This window comes from Lysinibacillus sp. FSL K6-0057 (genome assembly GCF_038630885.1).
In the GTDB taxonomy this organism is placed as follows: domain Bacteria; phylum Bacillota; class Bacilli; order Bacillales_A; family Planococcaceae; genus Lysinibacillus; species Lysinibacillus fusiformis_F.
Map to the genome: position 1 here is coordinate 3,091,436 of NZ_CP152047.1, position 17,607 is coordinate 3,109,042.

General features: G+C 38.6%; 19 protein-coding genes. 3 read left to right on the top strand and 16 right to left on the bottom strand.

Translation table 11 applies throughout. From position 1 onward, the window contains the following. Positions 1 to 4: 4 nt before the first annotated feature. The 3 genes from MHB40_RS15450 to MHB40_RS15460 all read right to left on the bottom strand — a co-directional run bounded on the left by MHB40_RS15450 (position 5) and on the right by MHB40_RS15460 (position 2,662). Positions 5 to 799, bottom strand: coding sequence for a MerR family transcriptional regulator (locus MHB40_RS15450; RefSeq protein WP_342532864.1), 795 nt, complete (start codon positions 797 to 799; stop codon positions 5 to 7). A gap of 109 nt (positions 800 to 908) precedes the next feature. Then, complete coding sequence (locus MHB40_RS15455) at positions 909 to 1,664, bottom strand: SDR family NAD(P)-dependent oxidoreductase (protein WP_342532865.1); 756 nt, start codon at positions 1,662 to 1,664, stop codon at positions 909 to 911. 8 nt (positions 1,665 to 1,672) lie between these two features. After that, positions 1,673 to 2,662 (bottom strand): MBL fold metallo-hydrolase, encoded by a 990-nt coding sequence (locus MHB40_RS15460; protein ID WP_342532866.1) that lies wholly within the window; start codon positions 2,660 to 2,662, stop codon positions 1,673 to 1,675. A gap of 347 nt (positions 2,663 to 3,009) precedes the next feature. On the opposite strand from MHB40_RS15460, the gene proC reads away from it, so the two are divergent. Continuing rightward, entirely contained in the window at positions 3,010 to 3,813 is an 804-nt protein-coding gene (gene proC / locus MHB40_RS15465; protein ID WP_205444141.1) for a pyrroline-5-carboxylate reductase, read from the top strand. Positions 3,814 to 3,861: 48 nt separating this feature from the next. Continuing rightward, positions 3,862 to 4,872, top strand: coding sequence for an NADPH dehydrogenase NamA (gene namA, locus MHB40_RS15470; RefSeq protein WP_205444142.1), 1,011 nt, complete (start codon positions 3,862 to 3,864; stop codon positions 4,870 to 4,872). Between the two features lie 48 nt (positions 4,873 to 4,920). On the opposite strand, the gene MHB40_RS15475 is transcribed toward namA, so the two are convergent. Continuing rightward, positions 4,921 to 5,199, bottom strand: coding sequence for a DUF1450 domain-containing protein (locus tag MHB40_RS15475; protein ID WP_342532867.1), 279 nt, complete (start codon positions 5,197 to 5,199; stop codon positions 4,921 to 4,923). 380 nt (positions 5,200 to 5,579) lie between these two features. Next, complete coding sequence (locus tag MHB40_RS15480) at positions 5,580 to 5,795, bottom strand: DUF3955 domain-containing protein (RefSeq protein WP_205444145.1); 216 nt, start codon at positions 5,793 to 5,795, stop codon at positions 5,580 to 5,582. Positions 5,796 to 6,019: 224 nt separating this feature from the next. Between MHB40_RS15480 and MHB40_RS15485 the strand changes: the two genes are divergently transcribed. Next, positions 6,020 to 6,463, top strand: a complete 444-nt coding sequence (locus MHB40_RS15485; protein ID WP_342532868.1) for a hypothetical protein — start codon at positions 6,020 to 6,022, stop codon at positions 6,461 to 6,463. Positions 6,464 to 6,564: 101 nt separating this feature from the next. Here the strand turns inward: MHB40_RS15485 and MHB40_RS15490 are convergent, their stop codons facing one another. The 11 genes from MHB40_RS15490 to MHB40_RS15540 form a co-directional block, all read right to left on the bottom strand. After that, positions 6,565 to 7,239, bottom strand: coding sequence for a serine/threonine protein kinase (locus MHB40_RS15490; protein ID WP_342532869.1), 675 nt, complete (start codon positions 7,237 to 7,239; stop codon positions 6,565 to 6,567). Positions 7,240 to 7,683: 444 nt separating this feature from the next. Next, the gene (locus MHB40_RS15495; RefSeq protein ID WP_342532871.1) at positions 7,684 to 8,250 is read right to left on the bottom strand and encodes an NADPH-dependent FMN reductase; all 567 of its coding nucleotides are present in this window, start codon (positions 8,248 to 8,250) and stop codon (positions 7,684 to 7,686) included. A 13-nt stretch (positions 8,251 to 8,263) separates the two neighbouring features. After that, a complete protein-coding gene (locus MHB40_RS15500; protein WP_342534788.1) occupies positions 8,264 to 9,319 on the bottom strand; it encodes an LLM class flavin-dependent oxidoreductase in 1,056 nt (351 codons plus the stop codon). Positions 9,320 to 9,335: 16 nt separating this feature from the next. Beyond that, positions 9,336 to 10,277, bottom strand: a complete 942-nt coding sequence (locus MHB40_RS15505; RefSeq protein WP_342534789.1) for a ring-cleaving dioxygenase — start codon at positions 10,275 to 10,277, stop codon at positions 9,336 to 9,338. 58 nt (positions 10,278 to 10,335) lie between these two features. After that, positions 10,336 to 10,779 carry a MarR family transcriptional regulator gene (locus MHB40_RS15510; RefSeq protein WP_205444153.1) on the bottom strand — a complete coding sequence of 148 codons (444 nt, stop codon included), beginning with the start codon at positions 10,777 to 10,779 and terminating at the stop codon, positions 10,336 to 10,338. A 99-nt stretch (positions 10,780 to 10,878) separates the two neighbouring features. Beyond that, a complete protein-coding gene (gene cdaS, locus MHB40_RS15515) occupies positions 10,879 to 11,499 on the bottom strand; it encodes a sporulation-specific diadenylate cyclase CdaS (RefSeq protein WP_342532872.1) in 621 nt (206 codons plus the stop codon). A gap of 119 nt (positions 11,500 to 11,618) precedes the next feature. Further along, positions 11,619 to 11,849 (bottom strand): hypothetical protein, encoded by a 231-nt coding sequence (locus MHB40_RS15520; protein ID WP_009370265.1) that lies wholly within the window; start codon positions 11,847 to 11,849, stop codon positions 11,619 to 11,621. A 65-nt stretch (positions 11,850 to 11,914) separates the two neighbouring features. Continuing rightward, on the bottom strand, positions 11,915 to 13,909 hold the full coding sequence (locus tag MHB40_RS15525) for a methyl-accepting chemotaxis protein (protein ID WP_342532873.1): 1,995 nt from the start codon (positions 13,907 to 13,909) through the stop codon (positions 11,915 to 11,917). Positions 13,910 to 14,221: 312 nt separating this feature from the next. Beyond that, positions 14,222 to 15,154: a ribonuclease Z gene (gene rnz / locus MHB40_RS15530; protein ID WP_342532874.1), complete on the bottom strand. Its 933-nt coding sequence runs from the start codon at positions 15,152 to 15,154 to the stop codon at positions 14,222 to 14,224. Positions 15,155 to 15,251: 97 nt separating this feature from the next. Beyond that, positions 15,252 to 16,088 (bottom strand): methyltransferase domain-containing protein, encoded by an 837-nt coding sequence (locus MHB40_RS15535; protein ID WP_342532875.1) that lies wholly within the window; start codon positions 16,086 to 16,088, stop codon positions 15,252 to 15,254. Next, the gene (locus MHB40_RS15540; RefSeq protein WP_342532876.1) at positions 16,085 to 17,584 is read right to left on the bottom strand and encodes a cobyric acid synthase; all 1,500 of its coding nucleotides are present in this window, start codon (positions 17,582 to 17,584) and stop codon (positions 16,085 to 16,087) included. Before MHB40_RS15540 ends, MHB40_RS15535 begins: the two co-directional genes overlap by 4 nt. Between the last annotated feature and the right edge of the window lie 23 nt (positions 17,585 to 17,607).

Here is a 17,607-nt window from a genome sequence, read left to right on the forward strand (position 1 = left end):
GCCATTATTTTACCGGTACATACATTTCTAAAAAAATACGTTCAAGCCCCTCTTCATAAGTGGTAAGCAATAAGTTGATATAAACAAGCCCTAAAAGCTCATAGCCATTTTCCTTAGCTACTTTTCTTATACTAGCCTCTACTTTATCGTCTGTATTTTTGCCACCTGTAGACCAGCGCCCATCTTCTATAACCGTATAAAGACATTTAGGGTGCGATAAAATTTCACCTTCTGTTGGTTGATCGCTATTTTCCACTTTCCTGACAATCATAAATTTATTTTCTAGCATTCCGCTATCATTGAATCGAATAACTCTTCTTAAAGATGTAAGAATTACCGCTTTCTTTATACTGTCTGCATTTTCTTTTAACGAGTCATATTCATCATAGGCCGTATAATGATCTATTACACCCATTATTTCTAATGGTTTCATTTCCTTTATAGTATACGTTCCTAAAAATTGACTAATTTTTTGACAATCCTCTTTTACAAGCTGGAGCTTTTTTAATTGTAGCTTTTTATAGGCTATTTCCTCTAACACTGCTTGTTCTTTTTCTACTAACAATGATTGGATGCCATCTATACTCTTGCCTTTTCTTAATTCCTGAATCTTTTTAATTTCAACATCAATTTCTCTATAAAAATTGACGGTTGTGACATCGTATATATCAAAATGATTGTATGTTCTATACCCATTCTGACTATTTTGCTGGGGCTTTACTAATCCCTTTTCTTCGTAATATTTTAAGGTGTCCCTAGAAACCCCTAGAAATTTTGCAACTTGACCAATTGTATACATTTAAGTCTCCTTTTCAGCTCTTCCTCTTCACTACTATAGCTACAATTATATGTAAATATGAAAAAACCGTAGACATGCACGTGAAGCATGTTTACAGTTTCAAATGTTGTTATTTCTTATGGAAAAATGATTTGCCCAACCATTCTATGGTTGCTGGGGCTAATGCATACAATTTACTCGATAATCCCATAATTCGTGGTAGATTCATCTCGCGAACTGGATGATCGATTGTTTTCACTGTCGCTTGTGCCACTTCTTCTGCTGATAATAAAAATCGACCCAAGGACTCTCGGTAGCCACTTGCATCATTGGCTTCATCTAAAAATGGTGTATCAATTGGACCTGGATGGATGGCTGTCACGTTGACATTATACGGAGCCAATTCCATACGCAGTCCATTGGTAAAGCCAACAATCGCGTGTTTCGTAGCAGCATAGACACTTGCTTTTGGTGTGGCTACCTTCCCAGCCTGTGAACCAATGAATATTAAATGGCCCTGTTTGCGTTCCATCATCTTAGCGGCTAATCGTTTCGTAAGATAGATTGGTACACTAACATTTAATTCGATCATTTGCGCAATCTCCTCATCCTGTAAAGCAGGGGCTACAGCAAATTTTCCTACACCTGCTGAAAGAATCGCTACATCAAGCGGTGGTAGCTGGGCGCAAACATCATCAAGTGTATGGAGATTGGTTAAATCTGCTTGGATCACTTGAGCACCTAGACGCTCTAGGACCTTTAGTGCAACGGCATTGCGACCCGTTGCATAAACGATATGCCCTTGAGCTACTAGTAATTCCGTTATTTTTAGGCCAACCCCACTTGTCGCACCTGTCACAAAGATCGTTTTGTTAGGATGATTCATGTATAAACCTACTTCCTTTGAAATAAATAGATACCTGCTTCTGTCTTCGTTGATGTAATATACTCATTGGCCTCTAAATAATCTAAATGACCAAGTGTTTTGGATAAAGTTAAACCAAACTGATGCTGGAAGATGGCCGGATACAGGCGTTTTGTTACTTGGACAACGGTTAATTGGTCATCGCCTAACAATTCAAAAACCTTCATCGATTGCTGGTGCTGACGCTCTAATCGTTTATCAATTAACACAGGAATATCCTCTAGCTCTGCTCCATGTCCTGTATACATCCTTTTGACCGGTAATTGGCGTAGAATTTCAAGGGATGCATTGTACTGTAGTAAAGATTTTGTACGTCCTACTGTACGATCCAATGGTGGCTCTATTAATGGATTGGGCGTTATTTTTTCGAGTAATAAATCTCCACCAATCACATGATGAGTTTTTTCGTCCCAAAAAATGAAGTGGCTTTGTGCGTGACCTAATGTTTCGATTGCCTTTAATCCTGGATGCCCAGGCACTTCATCTCCATCCGCCAAGATTTGTGTTAATGGTCGTTCACCCACAAGCTCCAGTTCACGACGAACATGGACACTTTTTGAAATATATTCTTGTGGTACACCATGCTCCAACAAACGCTCACTGTAAAATTGCTCGTGATAACGTAAAAAATCTTCATCATGACGAAGCCATTTGTCATTATAGGCATGCCCTAAAATTTCTGCATGTGGAAAGGCATCGACCCATCCTGCATGATCTGGATGGTGGTGGGTTAACACAACCTGTTCAATATCTTGCATGTCAAAGCCGGCTGCTCGAATTCCCCATTTCAAAGCATCATAGGCTTCCATTGTTTTTGGTCCAACATCAAAAATGCTAAGTGCATCGCCTTTTACAATAAATGCATTGACATCTCCTACTGCATAGGGTGTTGGTATTTCTATTTTGACTATAGACAAAGTTGTCTCCCCCTTTTCACGCACTTGTGAATACTGATTCATTCTATTTTACAAGTTTTTTCTGTTTTCGTCATCCTCCTGTTGACAGGTTGCCTTTTCCTCACTATAATTTTGAATAATCTAATTATTTATGTGCGTTGAGGAAGACGAGTACGTAACTGGTGAAGGTGTTAGAGAGTGTTACATTTGCTGAGAGTAACATCACCCGCTCCCATTACCGAACCTACTTCTGAGCAGTTATGCAAACATAACCGTTTCCCTTGCGATAAGAGGGCTAAGAGTTGTGCCAACAATTGGCAAACAAAGGTGGTACCGCGGAAACGAGAGCGTTTTCGTCCTTCTAAATAAGGACGAGAGCGCTTTTTTATTTTGAACTGGAGGTTTTGTTCATGAAAAAAATATTATTTATCGGTGCAGGCTCAATGGCGGAAGCATTGATGCAAGGCTGGATTAAACAAAAGGTGTTCACACCTCAGGAAATATACGTCACCAATCGCTCTGACAAAGAACGTTTACATTTCTTACATGAAACATATGGTGTCCATTGTGTGTTTGATCATGCAATTTATCAACAGGCAGACCTTATCATTTTAGCGATGAAGCCGAAAGATGCCATTGCTGCCATGTGTGATCTTAAGCCTAAACTTACAGCGCACACTGCTGTATTGTCCATTTTAGCAGGCATTGCGATTGATACGATTACAGAATTTTTAGGGAGTCGCCCTGTAGCAAGAGTCATGCCGAACACTTCTGCTACAATCGGCATGTCAGCAAGTGGCATTGCATTTAATCACGAGGTATCTGCAGAGCAGCGTATCCTTTTCCTCCAATTATTAGAGGCAGTTGGCTCCGTTATTGAAGTCGATGAGGATCAGCTACATGCTGTCACAGCCCTTTCAGGTAGTGGCCCTGCTTATATCTATTATTTAATGGAAGCTTTTGAACGAGTAGGGACGAAGGTAGGTTTATCGAAAGATACGGTGCGCTTACTGATGACTCAAACACTGGCAGGAACAGCGGAGATGCTCAAGCAATCAGTAGATGAACCAGATGTCTTACGCAAGAAGGTGACAAGTCCAGGTGGTACAACGGAGGCTGGAATTCAGGCGCTAGAGCAATATCAATTTAATGAAGCCATTGAAGCATGTATTAAAGAAGCAGAGGCACGATCTCGTTCACTTGCAAATGGGTAACATTATGTGCAAAATAGAGTGTATCACTAGGAATTAGGAGGCTTTATTTTGAGTAAATTATTCGAACCCTATACATTACAATCTATCTCCTTAAAAAACCGTGTTGTTATGGCCCCTATGTGCATGTACTCAGCACAAGACGATGGTATGGTGACACCCTTTCATTTCGTCCATTATGCGACACGTGCAGCTGGTCAAGTAGGCTTAATCATTTTAGAAGCTACGGGTGTTGTGCCAGAAGGTCGTATCTCAAATAAGGATTTAGGGATTTGGGATGATGCACATATTGAAGGATTAAGTCAATTAGTTGAAGGAATGAAAGCTTACGGAGCTAAAACAGGCATCCAGCTTGCACATGCTGGTCGTAAAGCAACAGTGGATGGCGAAATTTTTGCCCCATCAGCTATTGCCTTTAGTTCAGACTATAAAACGCCAACAGAAATGACAGAAGAGGACATTCACTATGTCATCGAGGCATTTCAACAAGCAGCGGTTCGTGCCGCTAAGGCTGGCTTTGATGTACTCGAAATTCATGGCGCACATGGCTATTTAATTAGCGAATTTTTATCACCTGCTACGAATAAACGTCAAGATCAATACGGTGGTTCACAGGAAAATCGTTATCGTATTCTGCGTCAAGTCATCGATGCGGTTCGCAGTGTATGGAATGGACCATTATTGGTACGTGTCTCTGCGGAAGATTACGCGGAAGATGGCACAACAATGGATGATTTTATTGTTTTTAGCCGCTGGATGAAATCTCAAGGTGTTGATTTAGTCGATGTGTCAACAGGCGGTGTTGTACCAGCAGCCATCAATGTCTTTCCAGGCTATCAAGTAACACATGCAGAAGCGATTAAGCATGGGGCTGATATTCCTACGGGCGCAGTTGGTCTTATTACAACAGCCATTCAAGCCGAAGAGATTCTTCAAAATAATCGTGCAGATTTAATATTTTTAGCGCGTGTTTTATTACGAGACCCTTATTGGGCACTACAGGCAGCTAAAGAACTAGGAGAAGACGTGCAACCTCCCGTACAATACGTGCGTGGCTGGTAAATCAATTTCATCAAAAAACAGCTTGTTATCCAGCAAGCTGTTTTTCAATTAGAAAAGTGGATTTTGTTTTAATTCTTCATCAATAGCCTGCACCAATGACGCTGCATCTTCAGCTGTTACTACTTCTCCATTGACTATGGCAAAAATACGTTGCTCACAGATTTCACAGTGGGATGTACAACCAGATTCCTCTATCTCAATATCATCACGTTCTACTAATACATCATACGCATCTGCCGCCCCAAGAGATAAATTAGTGATACAAAACTCCACTCTATTTTTTAGTTGCTGTGGTTCCTTCTTTTTTTTAAAAAGAGAAAATACCATATTTATTGACCCCCTACTCTCTAAAAACGATCATACCACAATTCGATAAACTTCATGAAAACTGTATCGTTAAGCAAAATAATTTTCATAAAATACTATTAAGCTTTCTGCTCAATAAACATAAGTTTTTCTTATGAAATTAATGTACAACCATTAAACAAAAATGACTGCCTTGAAAAAAGGCAGTCACAAACTTATCATTCAAAACCTTCAAGTACTATTCTGCAATCAACTAAAATAGCTATTTATGTTGTTCAATCAAATCATCAGTCTGATCCATAAATCGTGTAAACATAAACTCCCACACAAATGTAGCGCTTTTATTATGTCAATATTAAAAACAACCAAGTCTCTTATGTATGACCTGGTTGTTTTATCTATTATTTAACGTATTGTGTCTTTTTAATAACCGAATTTAACGCCACCCCTACAACACATATAAATCCAATAAATAACAATAAAAATCCTATTGGAATAAGAAAGAATGGTTCTTCTAATGTACCATCAGGTGCTACATTACTCCCTTTCACCATAAAGATTAAAAAACTAAGTACGCCTAATATGATTGGCATTAATGCAAAGATATATTTTTTCATAACTTATTTCCTCTCTCCTAAATATTTTTATGTTTAATTCCTCCACTGCATCTTTCTACAACTTGCTGTAACAATCATAAATCCAAAATATATTCTAAGTCAATTATTTTTTATTGATAAACAATAAATTTTTATTCTAATTCAACCAATCCCAAATTGACATTTTGAAATTCTAACTATAAAATGACCATTATCTCTAGTGATAATTTGGAAGGGTGTTTTGTATGAACTATGAAGATTTAATGCAATGGAAAGGTTATTTGTTTTTAGATAATATAGTAGAGCCAGGGACAAATTCTTTGAGAGTTTCTATTTCTAGAGCTTCCGTTAGCTCCGAAAGCGAGGATATAAGTTTTGAGGAATATACAATAAATGATGTCTATCCTATTGAAATTGATAAGACATTACCGGTCATACATATAGAATTCGATTCATATGTAGCCTATACTGTTTTTGACGAATCATTTCATTTTGTAAATCAAGAAGATGATTTCTTGGGTAACTCAGTACGTCTTTTTACAAAATCAACTTATTTAGATTTTATAAGTAAAGGAACTATAGCTCTCGATATCTATTCCTACAAGGAGCTATTCCATTATCAGATTGTTTGTTTAGACCATATTATTGATATTGTCTCATTCGATGAACCCACTATTATAAGCGAATAAGTAGTTTTTAAAACAGTCAATGAAATTTTGTTGTCTGTTTTCTTTATTTCTATTAAACTGACCAAAATGAAATCATCTCGTAAAAGGTAGCTCCCGTAAGTTCAATTATTTTTTAACAGAAATTTTAAAATATTTTTTGTAAACTCTTCATATGAAGTATTCTTTCCACGCTGGTTATACCACTTTCGTATTGTTTCTACTAACCAAAACGGTACAGAATTTCCATCTATTAAATGATAGTATTGCTCATATCCTTTTTTTAAATGCTCCCATCGATAATCATTGCCCTGTAGTGTGTACTCAGAGACATCAATTATTTTTGCCCTTCCATTCTGTAGCAAAATATTTTTTAAATGAATATCACGAGGGTTAAGGCCCTTCTTCCGAACATATTCTCTTGCATCCTCCACTTCATTTATAACTTGTTTTGGAATGTGAATACCTTGTAGAATGCAATCAAAGAGCGTTTTTCCTTCTTCGTAACTTAAAACAAGGTATTCGTCATGTGAAGCAAAGCATGTTGAAAAGAAAGGTGAATCTCCTAATATTTGATAAACATTTGCTTCAACTTTTACTTTGTGCACTTTGTCTTTGGCATATAGTTTAAATGCATACGCTGGGGCGGAAAGAGATTGAAAAACAGCCGCATCTGTCCCAACACCTATACACTTCAAATCATCAGCTTCACCACTTATGGTTACCGGCTCATTATTTGAATTTGAAAAAACGTTTATTTTAGAAAGAGAACCTATAGCTTTGTACCAGTCGTTTTCCATTTCCATCTCTCCCATCATTTGCATTGAAGAAAACTACACTATCTAATTACTTTAGTAGGGATTCTATATCGCCCTTAATAATATTCAGTTTCTTTAACTAACCCCGTTAAAGAGTAGGGGGTACTATCTCCATAATTTTTTTCACCACATTCTAAATGTCACACTTATATCTCAAGTTTCCTACATGTTCTCTTTAATTTTAAAACGTTGGGAACTAATAGAAGTTCCTATATACATTTCTCCTTGTGGAAGTATACGGCTTCGTTAGCTACAGAAGAACCAGTTCTATCCTCTATTTACCCTTAACCACCCTTATTAAAAACTCAAAGTGATTTGGTAGTAACGTTTTATTTTTTATCATGATTGTCACGAACTTATAGTTAGCCTTGACGCAAAAAGAAACGCTGTGTCAGACTACTTACACAGCGTTTCATCTATTAATCTTTAAAAATCATATTCTGCATCTTTTTTGGCACGAATTTCTGCAAAAGCATCTGTAACCATTACTGTATCCTCCGCTAACCGTTCTAAACGAAAAAGGACATCATCATTGACAATTTCTTTACGTAAAAAATCCTTTTCTTCTATAAATACATAAGTTGGAACGATGTGCGCTTTCATATAAGCAAGGATCGGCTTTAGTTGCTGTTCCACCATTAAATAATGCTTGGATGTACCCGCTGTAACAATGACACTGACGACTTTATCGCGGAAGGCATTGACAGGTAAAAGGTCAAAAATATTTTTTAATGTAGCTGGAATAGATGCTTGGAATGTTGGTGTCCCAATCACAATTGCATCTGCAGCCATGATAGTTTCAGTGACATATTTTGTATCGCCTTCGTAGTCAAAGTAATTACGACCATCGCTAAAAACTAGCTGATAGTCAGCAAGATCTAGTAATGTTACTTCATGCTCTGGGTATTTTTCTTGTAACATCTCGACTATTTTTTGTGTAGCAGTTCTTGTTTTTGAGCCGACAATTGAACCCGCAAGTGCGACAATTTTCATGATGCACCACTCCTTATTTTGCTGTGTGTTTTTTTATGGCTGGGATAATATTATTGCCAATGATTTCTATGTTTTTCATCACTTTTTCGAATGGTACGCCACCAAAATCGATTTGTGCCATAAAGCGTTGCATGCCATATAGTTCGTACTGATAAAGTAGTTTTTCAATAATTTGCTCTTTACTGCCTACCATTAAAGCATCACGTGTATCAGGCGCTTGTGCAAATTGTTGCTTTGGATAGCCCCCGCCACGAATCGCTTGGAAACCACCGTTTAAATGTGGATACATGCCTTGCAATGCCTCTTTTGTTGTGTCTGCTACATAAAACAAGCTTGTTGTGGCAATAGGCAATTCATTTGGGTCAAAGCCTTTGCGCTCTGCCGCTTCTCGATAGGCATCAACAGATGGTTTAAAGTTGATAGCAGGTCCACCTAATGTTGTAAGCATCATCGGAATGCCCATATAGCCTGCTTTAATAGCGCTGGCAGGTGGTCCACCAACCGCACGCCATATTGGCAACGAGCCGTTTTTTGGCTGCGGTAAAATTTGTGCATGATGGAGGGGGGCTCTGAATTGCCCTTCCCACGTCACAAGCTCCTCGTCATTGATTTTCATAAGAAGCTCTAATTTTTCCTCAAAGATTTCTTCATAATCTTGTAAATCAACACCTAGTAAGTGATAGGCACCTACACGTGAACCACGTCCCGCTACAATTTCTGCACGACCATCTGATAATAAATCAATTGTGGCAAAATCCTCATATACTCGTACAGGGTCTGAAACACTTAATACGGTTGCTGAGCTAGACAATTTAATGGTCGAAGTGGCTTGGGCAATCGCACCTAACACGACCGTATGTGCCTGTGTTGTAAAATAAGATTGGTGACTTTCACCTATGCCGAATACATCAATTCCCGCTTGCTCTGCTAATTGACTTGCCTCGACTAGCTCTTTTAGTCGTTGTTGAGCAGAAATACGCTCGCCCGTTAGTGGATTAGGGATATGATCACCTAAAGAGTACAGTCCGAATTCGAGTCCTTGTGTTTGATCAATATGATATTTTTCCATCATGTGTTATCTCTCCTTATTCTAGCGGTTCTAAAATGGCTTCAATTTCTGAACGTCTCTCTTCTAAAAATGGCGGGAGGTCTAGCTCTTTGCCAAGTTCTTCGACTGCTGAATCCACAGTAAATCCTGGGCCGTCTGTCGCCATTTCAAATAAAATACCGTTGCGATCTCTAAAATAAAGGCTTTGGAAATAATAACGATCAACAACACCTGTACTATCCAATCCTAGTTCTTTAATTTTGCTATCCCATTGCTGTAATTCCTCGACAGTTGCTACACGTAACGCAAGATGGTGAATACTGCCTTTACCAGGTTTCTCGCTTGGCCCTTCTAATTCTTTGACAACAATCTCTCCAAGTACTTCCCCTTCTATCGATTGTAGAACTGTTTCTTTGTCCTTTTCTGCAACAACGGTATAGTGAAATAAATCTTGTAATAAATTGACTGTTCTTTGTAAATAACGCACCGTGATTTCAACAGTACCCATACCTAAAATATGGTGTTCCTTCGGTATATCATTTCCATCCCATGGTTGCCATTGTGCAGGCGTTTCTTGTCCTTGATGGTTTAACAATACCATCCGTAAACCTTCATGATCTTCAAAAAATAAGGCATCTTTCCCTGCATATGTCGTAATGTCACTATGTTTTACGTCCAGCTGTTGAAAACGTTCTTTCCAATAAAGTAAACTTTCGTAGCTAGGTACAAGTAAGCCAATGCGAGTAATAGCATTCGTCCCACGTACTGTACGTCCTGCAACAGGCATTTCAAAAAATGTTAATTCTGTACCCGCTGCTCCTGTTAAGTCTCCATAAAATAAGTGATACATAGAAGGTGCGTCTTGATTCACCGTTTTTTTTACACGTCGTAACCCTAAAATAGTTGTGTAGAAATGATTATTCTGTTTACCATTTTTCGTTAGCATAGAGATATGATGGTGTCCGCTTAATTTGTTCATCATAATTGTTCCTCCTCATCATTTTCACTTGACTAAGCAAGTGATTTCACAAAAAAAATTACACGGGCGGCAATTTTTTTTCTCGGCTATGTTTTTCAAGCTTTGTCATCGCAATATATAAAGATTTTATTTCCTCAGCTGTTAATACTTCTTCAAAAAATGAGGACTGGAAGTGAAGTTGACTAGGTGTTGCTGCATCAATCATTTGCTCCCCTTTGGATGTCAATGAGATGGTTTTCGTCTTCCAATTTTGTTTACGCTCGATTAGCCCCTCTTTTTCCAGTCGTGCAAGCATGCGAGACATGCCACCTTGCGTTACAGTTACTTTTTCTGCTAATTGACACTGTGTAAGCGGGGCATATGTTTTGATTTGGATTAACACATCAAATTGAGCTGTCGTTAAATCAAAACGTTTTAAAAATTCATTCGATAACTGATTACTTTGCGTTGTAAAACGCATCATACGAATCCACGTTAAGGTACCTAATGTATGATTTCTCATCACTTCACCCTCCCTTCAGCTATCACTTTACCACGCAAGTGATACTTCCGCAAGAAAAATATCTCGAATTCAAGATATTTTTTAACATAGGGAGACTCCCTATATAATGCCAGGTGTTGTCACAGGATATAAATTGCCTTTAAGAGCAAAAGAAATTCTCCCTGTTTCTTCTGATACAACCATTACCAGTGCATCACTAACCTCACTCAATCCCAGTGCTGCACGATGTCTTGTTCCTAATTTCTTTTCCCCTGTATAACGCTCTGACAATGGCAGTACATTTGCTGCTGACTCAATTTGATTTTGGTTGACAAGTACAGCACCATCGTGGAGCGGATTACCAGGGAAGAAAATAGATTCTAATAAAGAATGGGTTAAATCTGCCCCAATATGAATACCAGGCTGAATCAGATTCTCTAAAGTATCTTGACGTTGGATGACAATTAAACCACCATGTCTTCTTAAAGACATATTTTGCACACTATGTGATAGCTCTGGATACTTTTCAGTAAACGGGGAAAGATAACAATTTAAATAGAACGTTGCAGCTTTCATTTCAATTGTCATAAACTTCTCTTTAATTTTCTCAAAATTACCGAGGAGACAATTTGCATCTGTATCCATTTCCTGCACACTCTGCTGTAAGGACATGATCACTTGGAGAAGCTCATCTTTTAATGTTTCTTTCATTGGTGAAAAATCACAATTTGTTGGATCCATATGATACCACACCTCTTCATTTCATCACTGTTTACGATAGTTTTTCTCTCTATATGTTTTTTATTCTCTTTTAAGCAAAACGACTTCCTATTACGTTGAATAGGAAGTCGTTAATATTCTTACATATGCCCTGCCCGAATTTTTTTTACGATGCTGAAAGTCGTATAGGCAGCAGCGGGTGCTAATACGACAATAAAAATAATCCACACAGTTAAATTATTTGTCGCTTTTAATGTTTCATAATTTGTCATGACAAAAATAATTAGACCGAATAATAGTAAATAGCTCAGCACATTTGGAAAAATGACGATTAATCGCAATAATGCTGGCGGCATCTTTTGTTGATTCATTTAAACCACACCCCTTTTTTCAATTATACGGGAATCTAGTGATTTATCGTACTATATTTTTCCTTTTATACTTTATATTTGCCTGCTGATAGTTGGAGGTTTTCCGCTGTTGTATTCAATTGATCAATAAATGCGGTCATGCTCTCCATATTTTCCGCTTGATGTTTAGCCTTTTGGGCAACGGCATCAACACTTTGCGATGTTTGCTTAGCGAGTAGCGAAACATCTTCCATAGTAGCTGTTACCTCCTCAGTACTTGCAGCAATTTCCTCGGTTGAGCTAGATACTAAATCTACTTGTGTTGCTAACACCTGTACATCATTATGAATTCCTTCAAACGATTGCTGTGCTTCTTGTACGATCGCACGTCCTGCATGTAATACATCCGCTGTTGCTTGAATGGTTGCTACAATATTGCCCGTTTCCCTTTGGACATTCATCACCACCTGTGTGATTCTATCCGCTGCACGCTTAGAGTCTTCAGCTAATTTACGCACTTCTTCTGCTACAACGGCAAACCCTTTACCCGCTTCACCAGCACGTGCTGCTTCAATGGATGCATTTAATGCCAATAAATTCGTTTGATCAGAGATTCCCGTAATGACATTAGTAAATTCCCCAATCATGGTAGACAATTTTTCAAGTTCCTGTGTACCAATCACCGCAAAATTCGTTTTCTCATGAATAGTCACTAATTGCTTTTGTAAGGACTGCATAATTTGTAATCCATTATCGGCATTTTCCTCGGTATTACGAGAAATACTAGAAATTTCTGCAATGGATTCCGAAATATATTGAATGCTGCGTGCCAATTCCTCCATTGAGTGCGCACTGTCTGCTGTATTATTCTGTTGTGCAAAGGAGGCCTGAGCTACCTGACTGGATTCTCCTTGGATCATTGCGGCTGAATCTAGAGTTTCATGGGCGTTTTCTTGAATCGTATAGGTAGCTTCTTTTATTTGATTGGCCCCTTGCTTTAATTCACACATGATTTGTTGGAAATTATCCATCATCCCATTAAATGATGTCACTAATTGGCCAATTTCATCTTTCGCATGGATTGGAATGCGCTTGGTTAAATCTGCTTCACCTTTGCTAATTTCCTCTAAGGAATTTCGCACACTTAAAATACGAGATACTTGTTTGGAAATAGATAGGCCCGTAATGAAGAAAATCACACAGACAACGATCAATGAAGCCACAATTGTACCCACTAAAATTTGTGATAGGACGGCATTGGATACAATAATTGCTAAGTATGTACCGTTGGATAATGGCTTTATATATTGCGTGACACGTGTGCCATCATAGCGCCCTGAAAATTCAGTCGACTTTTGTGCTGAAAATTGGGCTGGCTCAAAACCAATATCCGCTAAATCTTTTTCTGCTGTAGCGGCAATAGTTTTGCCTTTTTCATCTACAATAGCAGCGAATAATACAGTTGAGGATAAATAATTGTCCAGTTGATCGATATAGGATGCGCTGCCAATACTTGCTTCTAAATCTAGTAGCTGCTGTCCATGACGAGCCACCTGTACAATTTGTGGTGTTGCTGGATTCCAGCTACCTACCCCGACAAATTTGAAAAATTGATCATCGACATCGCGGATTTGTGCTTTTTGCACGACCTCTTTCGCTCTACCATCTAGGAGTTGCATATATTCAGCAGCTTGTCCGTTTGGATCAGCGCCAAAGTTGAAATCAACAGTTGGAGCTACTGATGTCACCGTTGTATTTCCTTTATCATCTGTACTCCAAATCTCATCGATGCCACCACGTTCAGCAATAGCCTTTAAATCCTCATACGTAGCGCCTTTATCAATTATGTAAGCAGCCATCACAGATTCGGCAATCATTTCCTTTTCCATGATTTCTTCCGCTTTTGCTCTAGATTGAATCGCTCCTTCCATCCCCATGACAATGGAGTTGGCGATTGCTTCTCCATTGCTTTTTTCACTTTTATATGTAGCTTGATAAATATAAATAGAAAATGCCGCTATAATGAACACCACAATGCCCATAATCTCCAGAAGCATTTTCCATTTCATTGACTTTCTCATGATGAGATCCCCCTAAAAATTACGATTATTTCCACTTCATCATACAATATCACTTCCATATATTTCATTAACTATTTATTAAATATAAAATAATAAGTTTTGAAGAAGTTTAAATTGTCATTAATTTGTAAAAATTGCAAAATAAAATCTACAAGAGGAATAGCCTGTATATTTCAGACTAGTTAAAGAAAGAAATGAATCATATTTCTGAGGGTTAATTAGTAATATTTAAGTATATCTTTAGAACTGCAAATAAAAAACATCCATTAGAAGATTCCTCCACTAATAGATGTTTTTTATCTAATAATTATATCAAAATAATTTATTATGTTGCCACGTATAGACCGCTTGATCAGATGTTAGGAGCGTATTCGGGAAAATATCCTGTGCATCAGCCAAAAACTGAGGTAAGTCATATGGTAGAAAACGAGCACTTAAATGATTTAATAATAAATAGTGTGCACCTGCTTGCTGTGCGACTTTTGCTGCCTCTACATTTGTCGCATGACCATAGCTTGCTGCCAAATCCGTTGTTGTACCATCAAAAGTCGCTTCATGCACAATGATATCAGCACCCATTGATAGTTGGATGGCTTCTTCACAATATTTCGTATCGCCTAAAATCGACAGAGTAAAGCCCTTTTTGGCGGGTGCCACAACGTCTTTTGCGTGTATCACATCACCATTTTCAAGCACGATATCATGGCCATTTTTTAATTGCCCGAGCAAAGGTCCTTTTGGAACGCCAAGTGCCTGTGCTTTATCAATTAATAATTCGCCTGGTAAATCCTTTTGCTCAATACGATAACCATAGCAAGGTACAACATGGCGCAATTCCTTAGCATGAATTGTAAAATGAGCATCCTCAAAAATAATCCCTTCTTGTACTTCTACAAAGTGTAAAGGATACGTTAAATGGGTTTTCGATAGCGCCAATGTTTGTTCAATCCACTGCTGTAAACCAGGTGGCCCGAAGATCGTTAGCGGCTCATCCCCACCTTGAAAGGAACGCGAGCTTAAAAAGCCTGGCAGTCCAAAAATATGATCACCATGTAAATGTGTAATAAAAATTTTCGTTACCTTTCGCGGCTTTAATGACGTATGGAGGATTTGATGCTGTGTCGCCTCTCCACAGTCGAATAGCCACATTTCACTCACTTCATCTAATAGCTTTACCATCAGAGCACTTGTATTTCGTTCTTTTGAAGGCATGCCTGCGCCTGTCCCTAAAAAATGTAGCTGCACATATGCCACCTCACTTCTTGTTTATATCGTTTTATTGTACCTTATCCATTCCCATAAGAAAAACCTTTGGTGTACAGTTTCTCCAAAGGTTTCTTGATTATTTTGGTTGCCATGAAACAAGTGCTGCATGAAAATCATGACGATAATAATACCGTCCATCTTTTTCTTCAATAAAAGGTAGAAGTGATTCTTCCACATGGGCTCGCTGGAAGTTTGGCGTTAATATTTTTTTACTTTGCGTTGCCACAAGTTGCTCATAGCTTTCATATTCATAAATACGTTCAAGTGGGATAATTTGACAATCAGCGTAAATATCCATTTCATATAGTAGATTCAAAAACTCGATATAATCTCTGCGAGGAAATTTTATGTCATAACCATATTTTTCATATAATTGTTCATAATGTGGCTGGATTGGCCCTGTCGTCATCCCAATAATGGCACGCTTTTTCGCCAGCCGATTCATATGATATAAAGCTGCTTTAATTTCATACATACGGTAAAAACAATTCACGCCTAGGACGATATCATGTGGCTCAATCTCATCACGCTCTAAACTTTCCCACTTCGCATGAATATAGGAAACGTGCTCCTTCTGGGGCATGCACTGTTGTAAGTAATGCAAAATACTTTCGGAGCTATCCACACATGTGAGCTTGCTCACTTTATCAGCTAATGGAAATGTATAATTGCCCCATCCAGGGCCAATTTCTAATACAGAATGCTGAGGTTCAATCTTTTTTTGAAGCTCCTGAAAAATCCGTGCAGCATAAGGATCAGTTTGCCCCATTTTTTTACGTGCTACGGATTGCGCCCAAAATTGCTCCTCTAGCTGATCATTCACCATTCTTTCAGGCATATGGCCATGCCAATCCTTCATGCCTTCCTGCCATAATGCCTCATAGTTAATGGCTAACGGTCCTTTTCTCGTCATACAGATACCTCTATAGATAAAATTTCATATATTTTTTTCATATCAAGATTTGCTCGTACATGGTCGGCTAACATATTATAGGCATCTTCTCTTCGTTCTGCGTCACTTTTCACATCACTTGGTAAAGCAGCTAGCCCTTTTTTCTCTCGTATTTCATTGACGAGTTGACGAGTAAAGGTACGATTATGGAACAAGCCGTGGAAATACGTGCCAATCACTTGCTCATCATGACTAACCGCACCATCTTTTCTTCCATCTTCTAACTGTAAAAACGGTGATACTTCATCACGTAAAATTTTTGTACGTCCTAGATGAATTTCGTAGCCTGTCAATGTGTCCTGCCCTCTTACACCTGTCATTTGCACCGTTTTTTTATTGCCTACAAAAATGGTTTCCATCGGTAATAGCCCAAGACCATGAGCAGATTCGCCATTCCCCTCCACTGCCTCAGGATCTAGTAATGTTTCACCAAGCATTTGGAAACCACCGCAAATGCCAATAATTTTAGTACCGTTATTACGTAAATGTGTGATGGCTTGATCGAAGCCCTGTGCTTTTAGCCAAGCTAAATCATCCATTGTACTTTTCGTTCCTGGCAGAATGAGTATATCTGGTGTACCTAGCTCGTTGACATTACCAATTAAACGCACACCCACCTCTGGCTCATCGAAAAATGGATCAATATCGGTGAAGTTTGAAATACGTGGTAAACGAATCATGGCTACATCTACAGCAAATTCGCCTGGCTTTGGTTTTTTAAAGCGTAGTGACGATAGTGCGAGAGAATCCTCCGCTTCAATATTGACATCGACATAAGGAATCACGCCAAGTACCGGAATGCCCGTTTCACGCTCCACCCATGCCAAACCATCATCCAGTAATTCACGCATGCCTCTAAATTTATTGATAATTAATCCTTTTACACGTGCTCGTTCTTTCTCATCTAACAATGCCAGTGTACCAACAATCGAGGCAAAGACCCCACCACGATCAATATCAGCAACGAGGACAACCGCTGCATCTGCTAAATGAGCCATTCGCATATTGGCAATATCGCGATCCTTTAAGTTAATCTCTGCAGGGCTACCAGCGCCCTCTAGGACTATGACATCATATGTATTTTGTAGTGTACGTACTGATTTTTCCACGATTGGCATCGCTTCTTGCACAAAATTATTGCGGTAGCTTTTGGCATCCATATTTAAAAAATGCTTACCATGAACGATAACCTCTGACATCATATCTTGCTTCGGTTTCAGCAGGATAGGATTCATATCAGTCGTTGCAACAACACGAGCCGCCTCTGCCTGCACTCCTTGTGCGCGGCCGATTTCACCGCCATCCTTCGTAACAAATGAATTAAGAGCCATATTTTGCGATTTAAATGGTACTACTTTTAGTCCATCATCTGAAAATATACGACATAGTGCGGTACAAATCATACTTTTTCCAACATCGGAAGCCGTTCCTTGAATCATGATCGATTTTGCTGGCATAGTCACTCTCCTCTGTAGTATTT

What these genes read in the sequence shown, in the direction of transcription:
- MHB40_RS15485 (WP_342532868.1), top strand. Translation starts at nt 6,020, where the DNA reads ATGAACTATGAAGATTTAATGCAATGGAAAGGTTATTTGTTTTTAGAT.
- MHB40_RS15520 (WP_009370265.1), bottom strand. Translation starts at nt 11,849, where the DNA reads ATGAATCAACAAAAGATGCCGCCAGCATTATTGCGATTAATCGTCATT.
- MHB40_RS15505 (WP_342534789.1), bottom strand. Translation starts at nt 10,277, where the DNA reads ATGAACAAATTAAGCGGACACCATCATATCTCTATGCTAACGAAAAAT.
- MHB40_RS15475 (WP_342532867.1), bottom strand. Translation starts at nt 5,199, where the DNA reads ATGGTATTTTCTCTTTTTAAAAAAAAGAAGGAACCACAGCAACTAAAA.
- MHB40_RS15525 (WP_342532873.1), bottom strand. Translation starts at nt 13,909, where the DNA reads ATGAGAAAGTCAATGAAATGGAAAATGCTTCTGGAGATTATGGGCATT.
- MHB40_RS15450 (WP_342532864.1), bottom strand. Translation starts at nt 799, where the DNA reads ATGTATACAATTGGTCAAGTTGCAAAATTTCTAGGGGTTTCTAGGGAC.
- cdaS (WP_342532872.1), bottom strand. Translation starts at nt 11,499, where the DNA reads ATGGATCCAACAAATTGTGATTTTTCACCAATGAAAGAAACATTAAAA.
- MHB40_RS15455 (WP_342532865.1), bottom strand. Translation starts at nt 1,664, where the DNA reads ATGAATCATCCTAACAAAACGATCTTTGTGACAGGTGCGACAAGTGGG.
- proC (WP_205444141.1), top strand. Translation starts at nt 3,010, where the DNA reads ATGAAAAAAATATTATTTATCGGTGCAGGCTCAATGGCGGAAGCATTG.
- MHB40_RS15510 (WP_205444153.1), bottom strand. Translation starts at nt 10,779, where the DNA reads ATGAGAAATCATACATTAGGTACCTTAACGTGGATTCGTATGATGCGT.
- MHB40_RS15460 (WP_342532866.1), bottom strand. Translation starts at nt 2,662, where the DNA reads ATGAATCAGTATTCACAAGTGCGTGAAAAGGGGGAGACAACTTTGTCT.
- MHB40_RS15535 (WP_342532875.1), bottom strand. Translation starts at nt 16,088, where the DNA reads ATGACGAGAAAAGGACCGTTAGCCATTAACTATGAGGCATTATGGCAG.
- MHB40_RS15480 (WP_205444145.1), bottom strand. Translation starts at nt 5,795, where the DNA reads ATGAAAAAATATATCTTTGCATTAATGCCAATCATATTAGGCGTACTT.
- MHB40_RS15500 (WP_342534788.1), bottom strand. Translation starts at nt 9,319, where the DNA reads ATGGAAAAATATCATATTGATCAAACACAAGGACTCGAATTCGGACTG.
- MHB40_RS15540 (WP_342532876.1), bottom strand. Translation starts at nt 17,584, where the DNA reads ATGCCAGCAAAATCGATCATGATTCAAGGAACGGCTTCCGATGTTGGA.
- MHB40_RS15490 (WP_342532869.1), bottom strand. Translation starts at nt 7,239, where the DNA reads ATGGAAAACGACTGGTACAAAGCTATAGGTTCTCTTTCTAAAATAAAC.
- MHB40_RS15495 (WP_342532871.1), bottom strand. Translation starts at nt 8,250, where the DNA reads ATGAAAATTGTCGCACTTGCGGGTTCAATTGTCGGCTCAAAAACAAGA.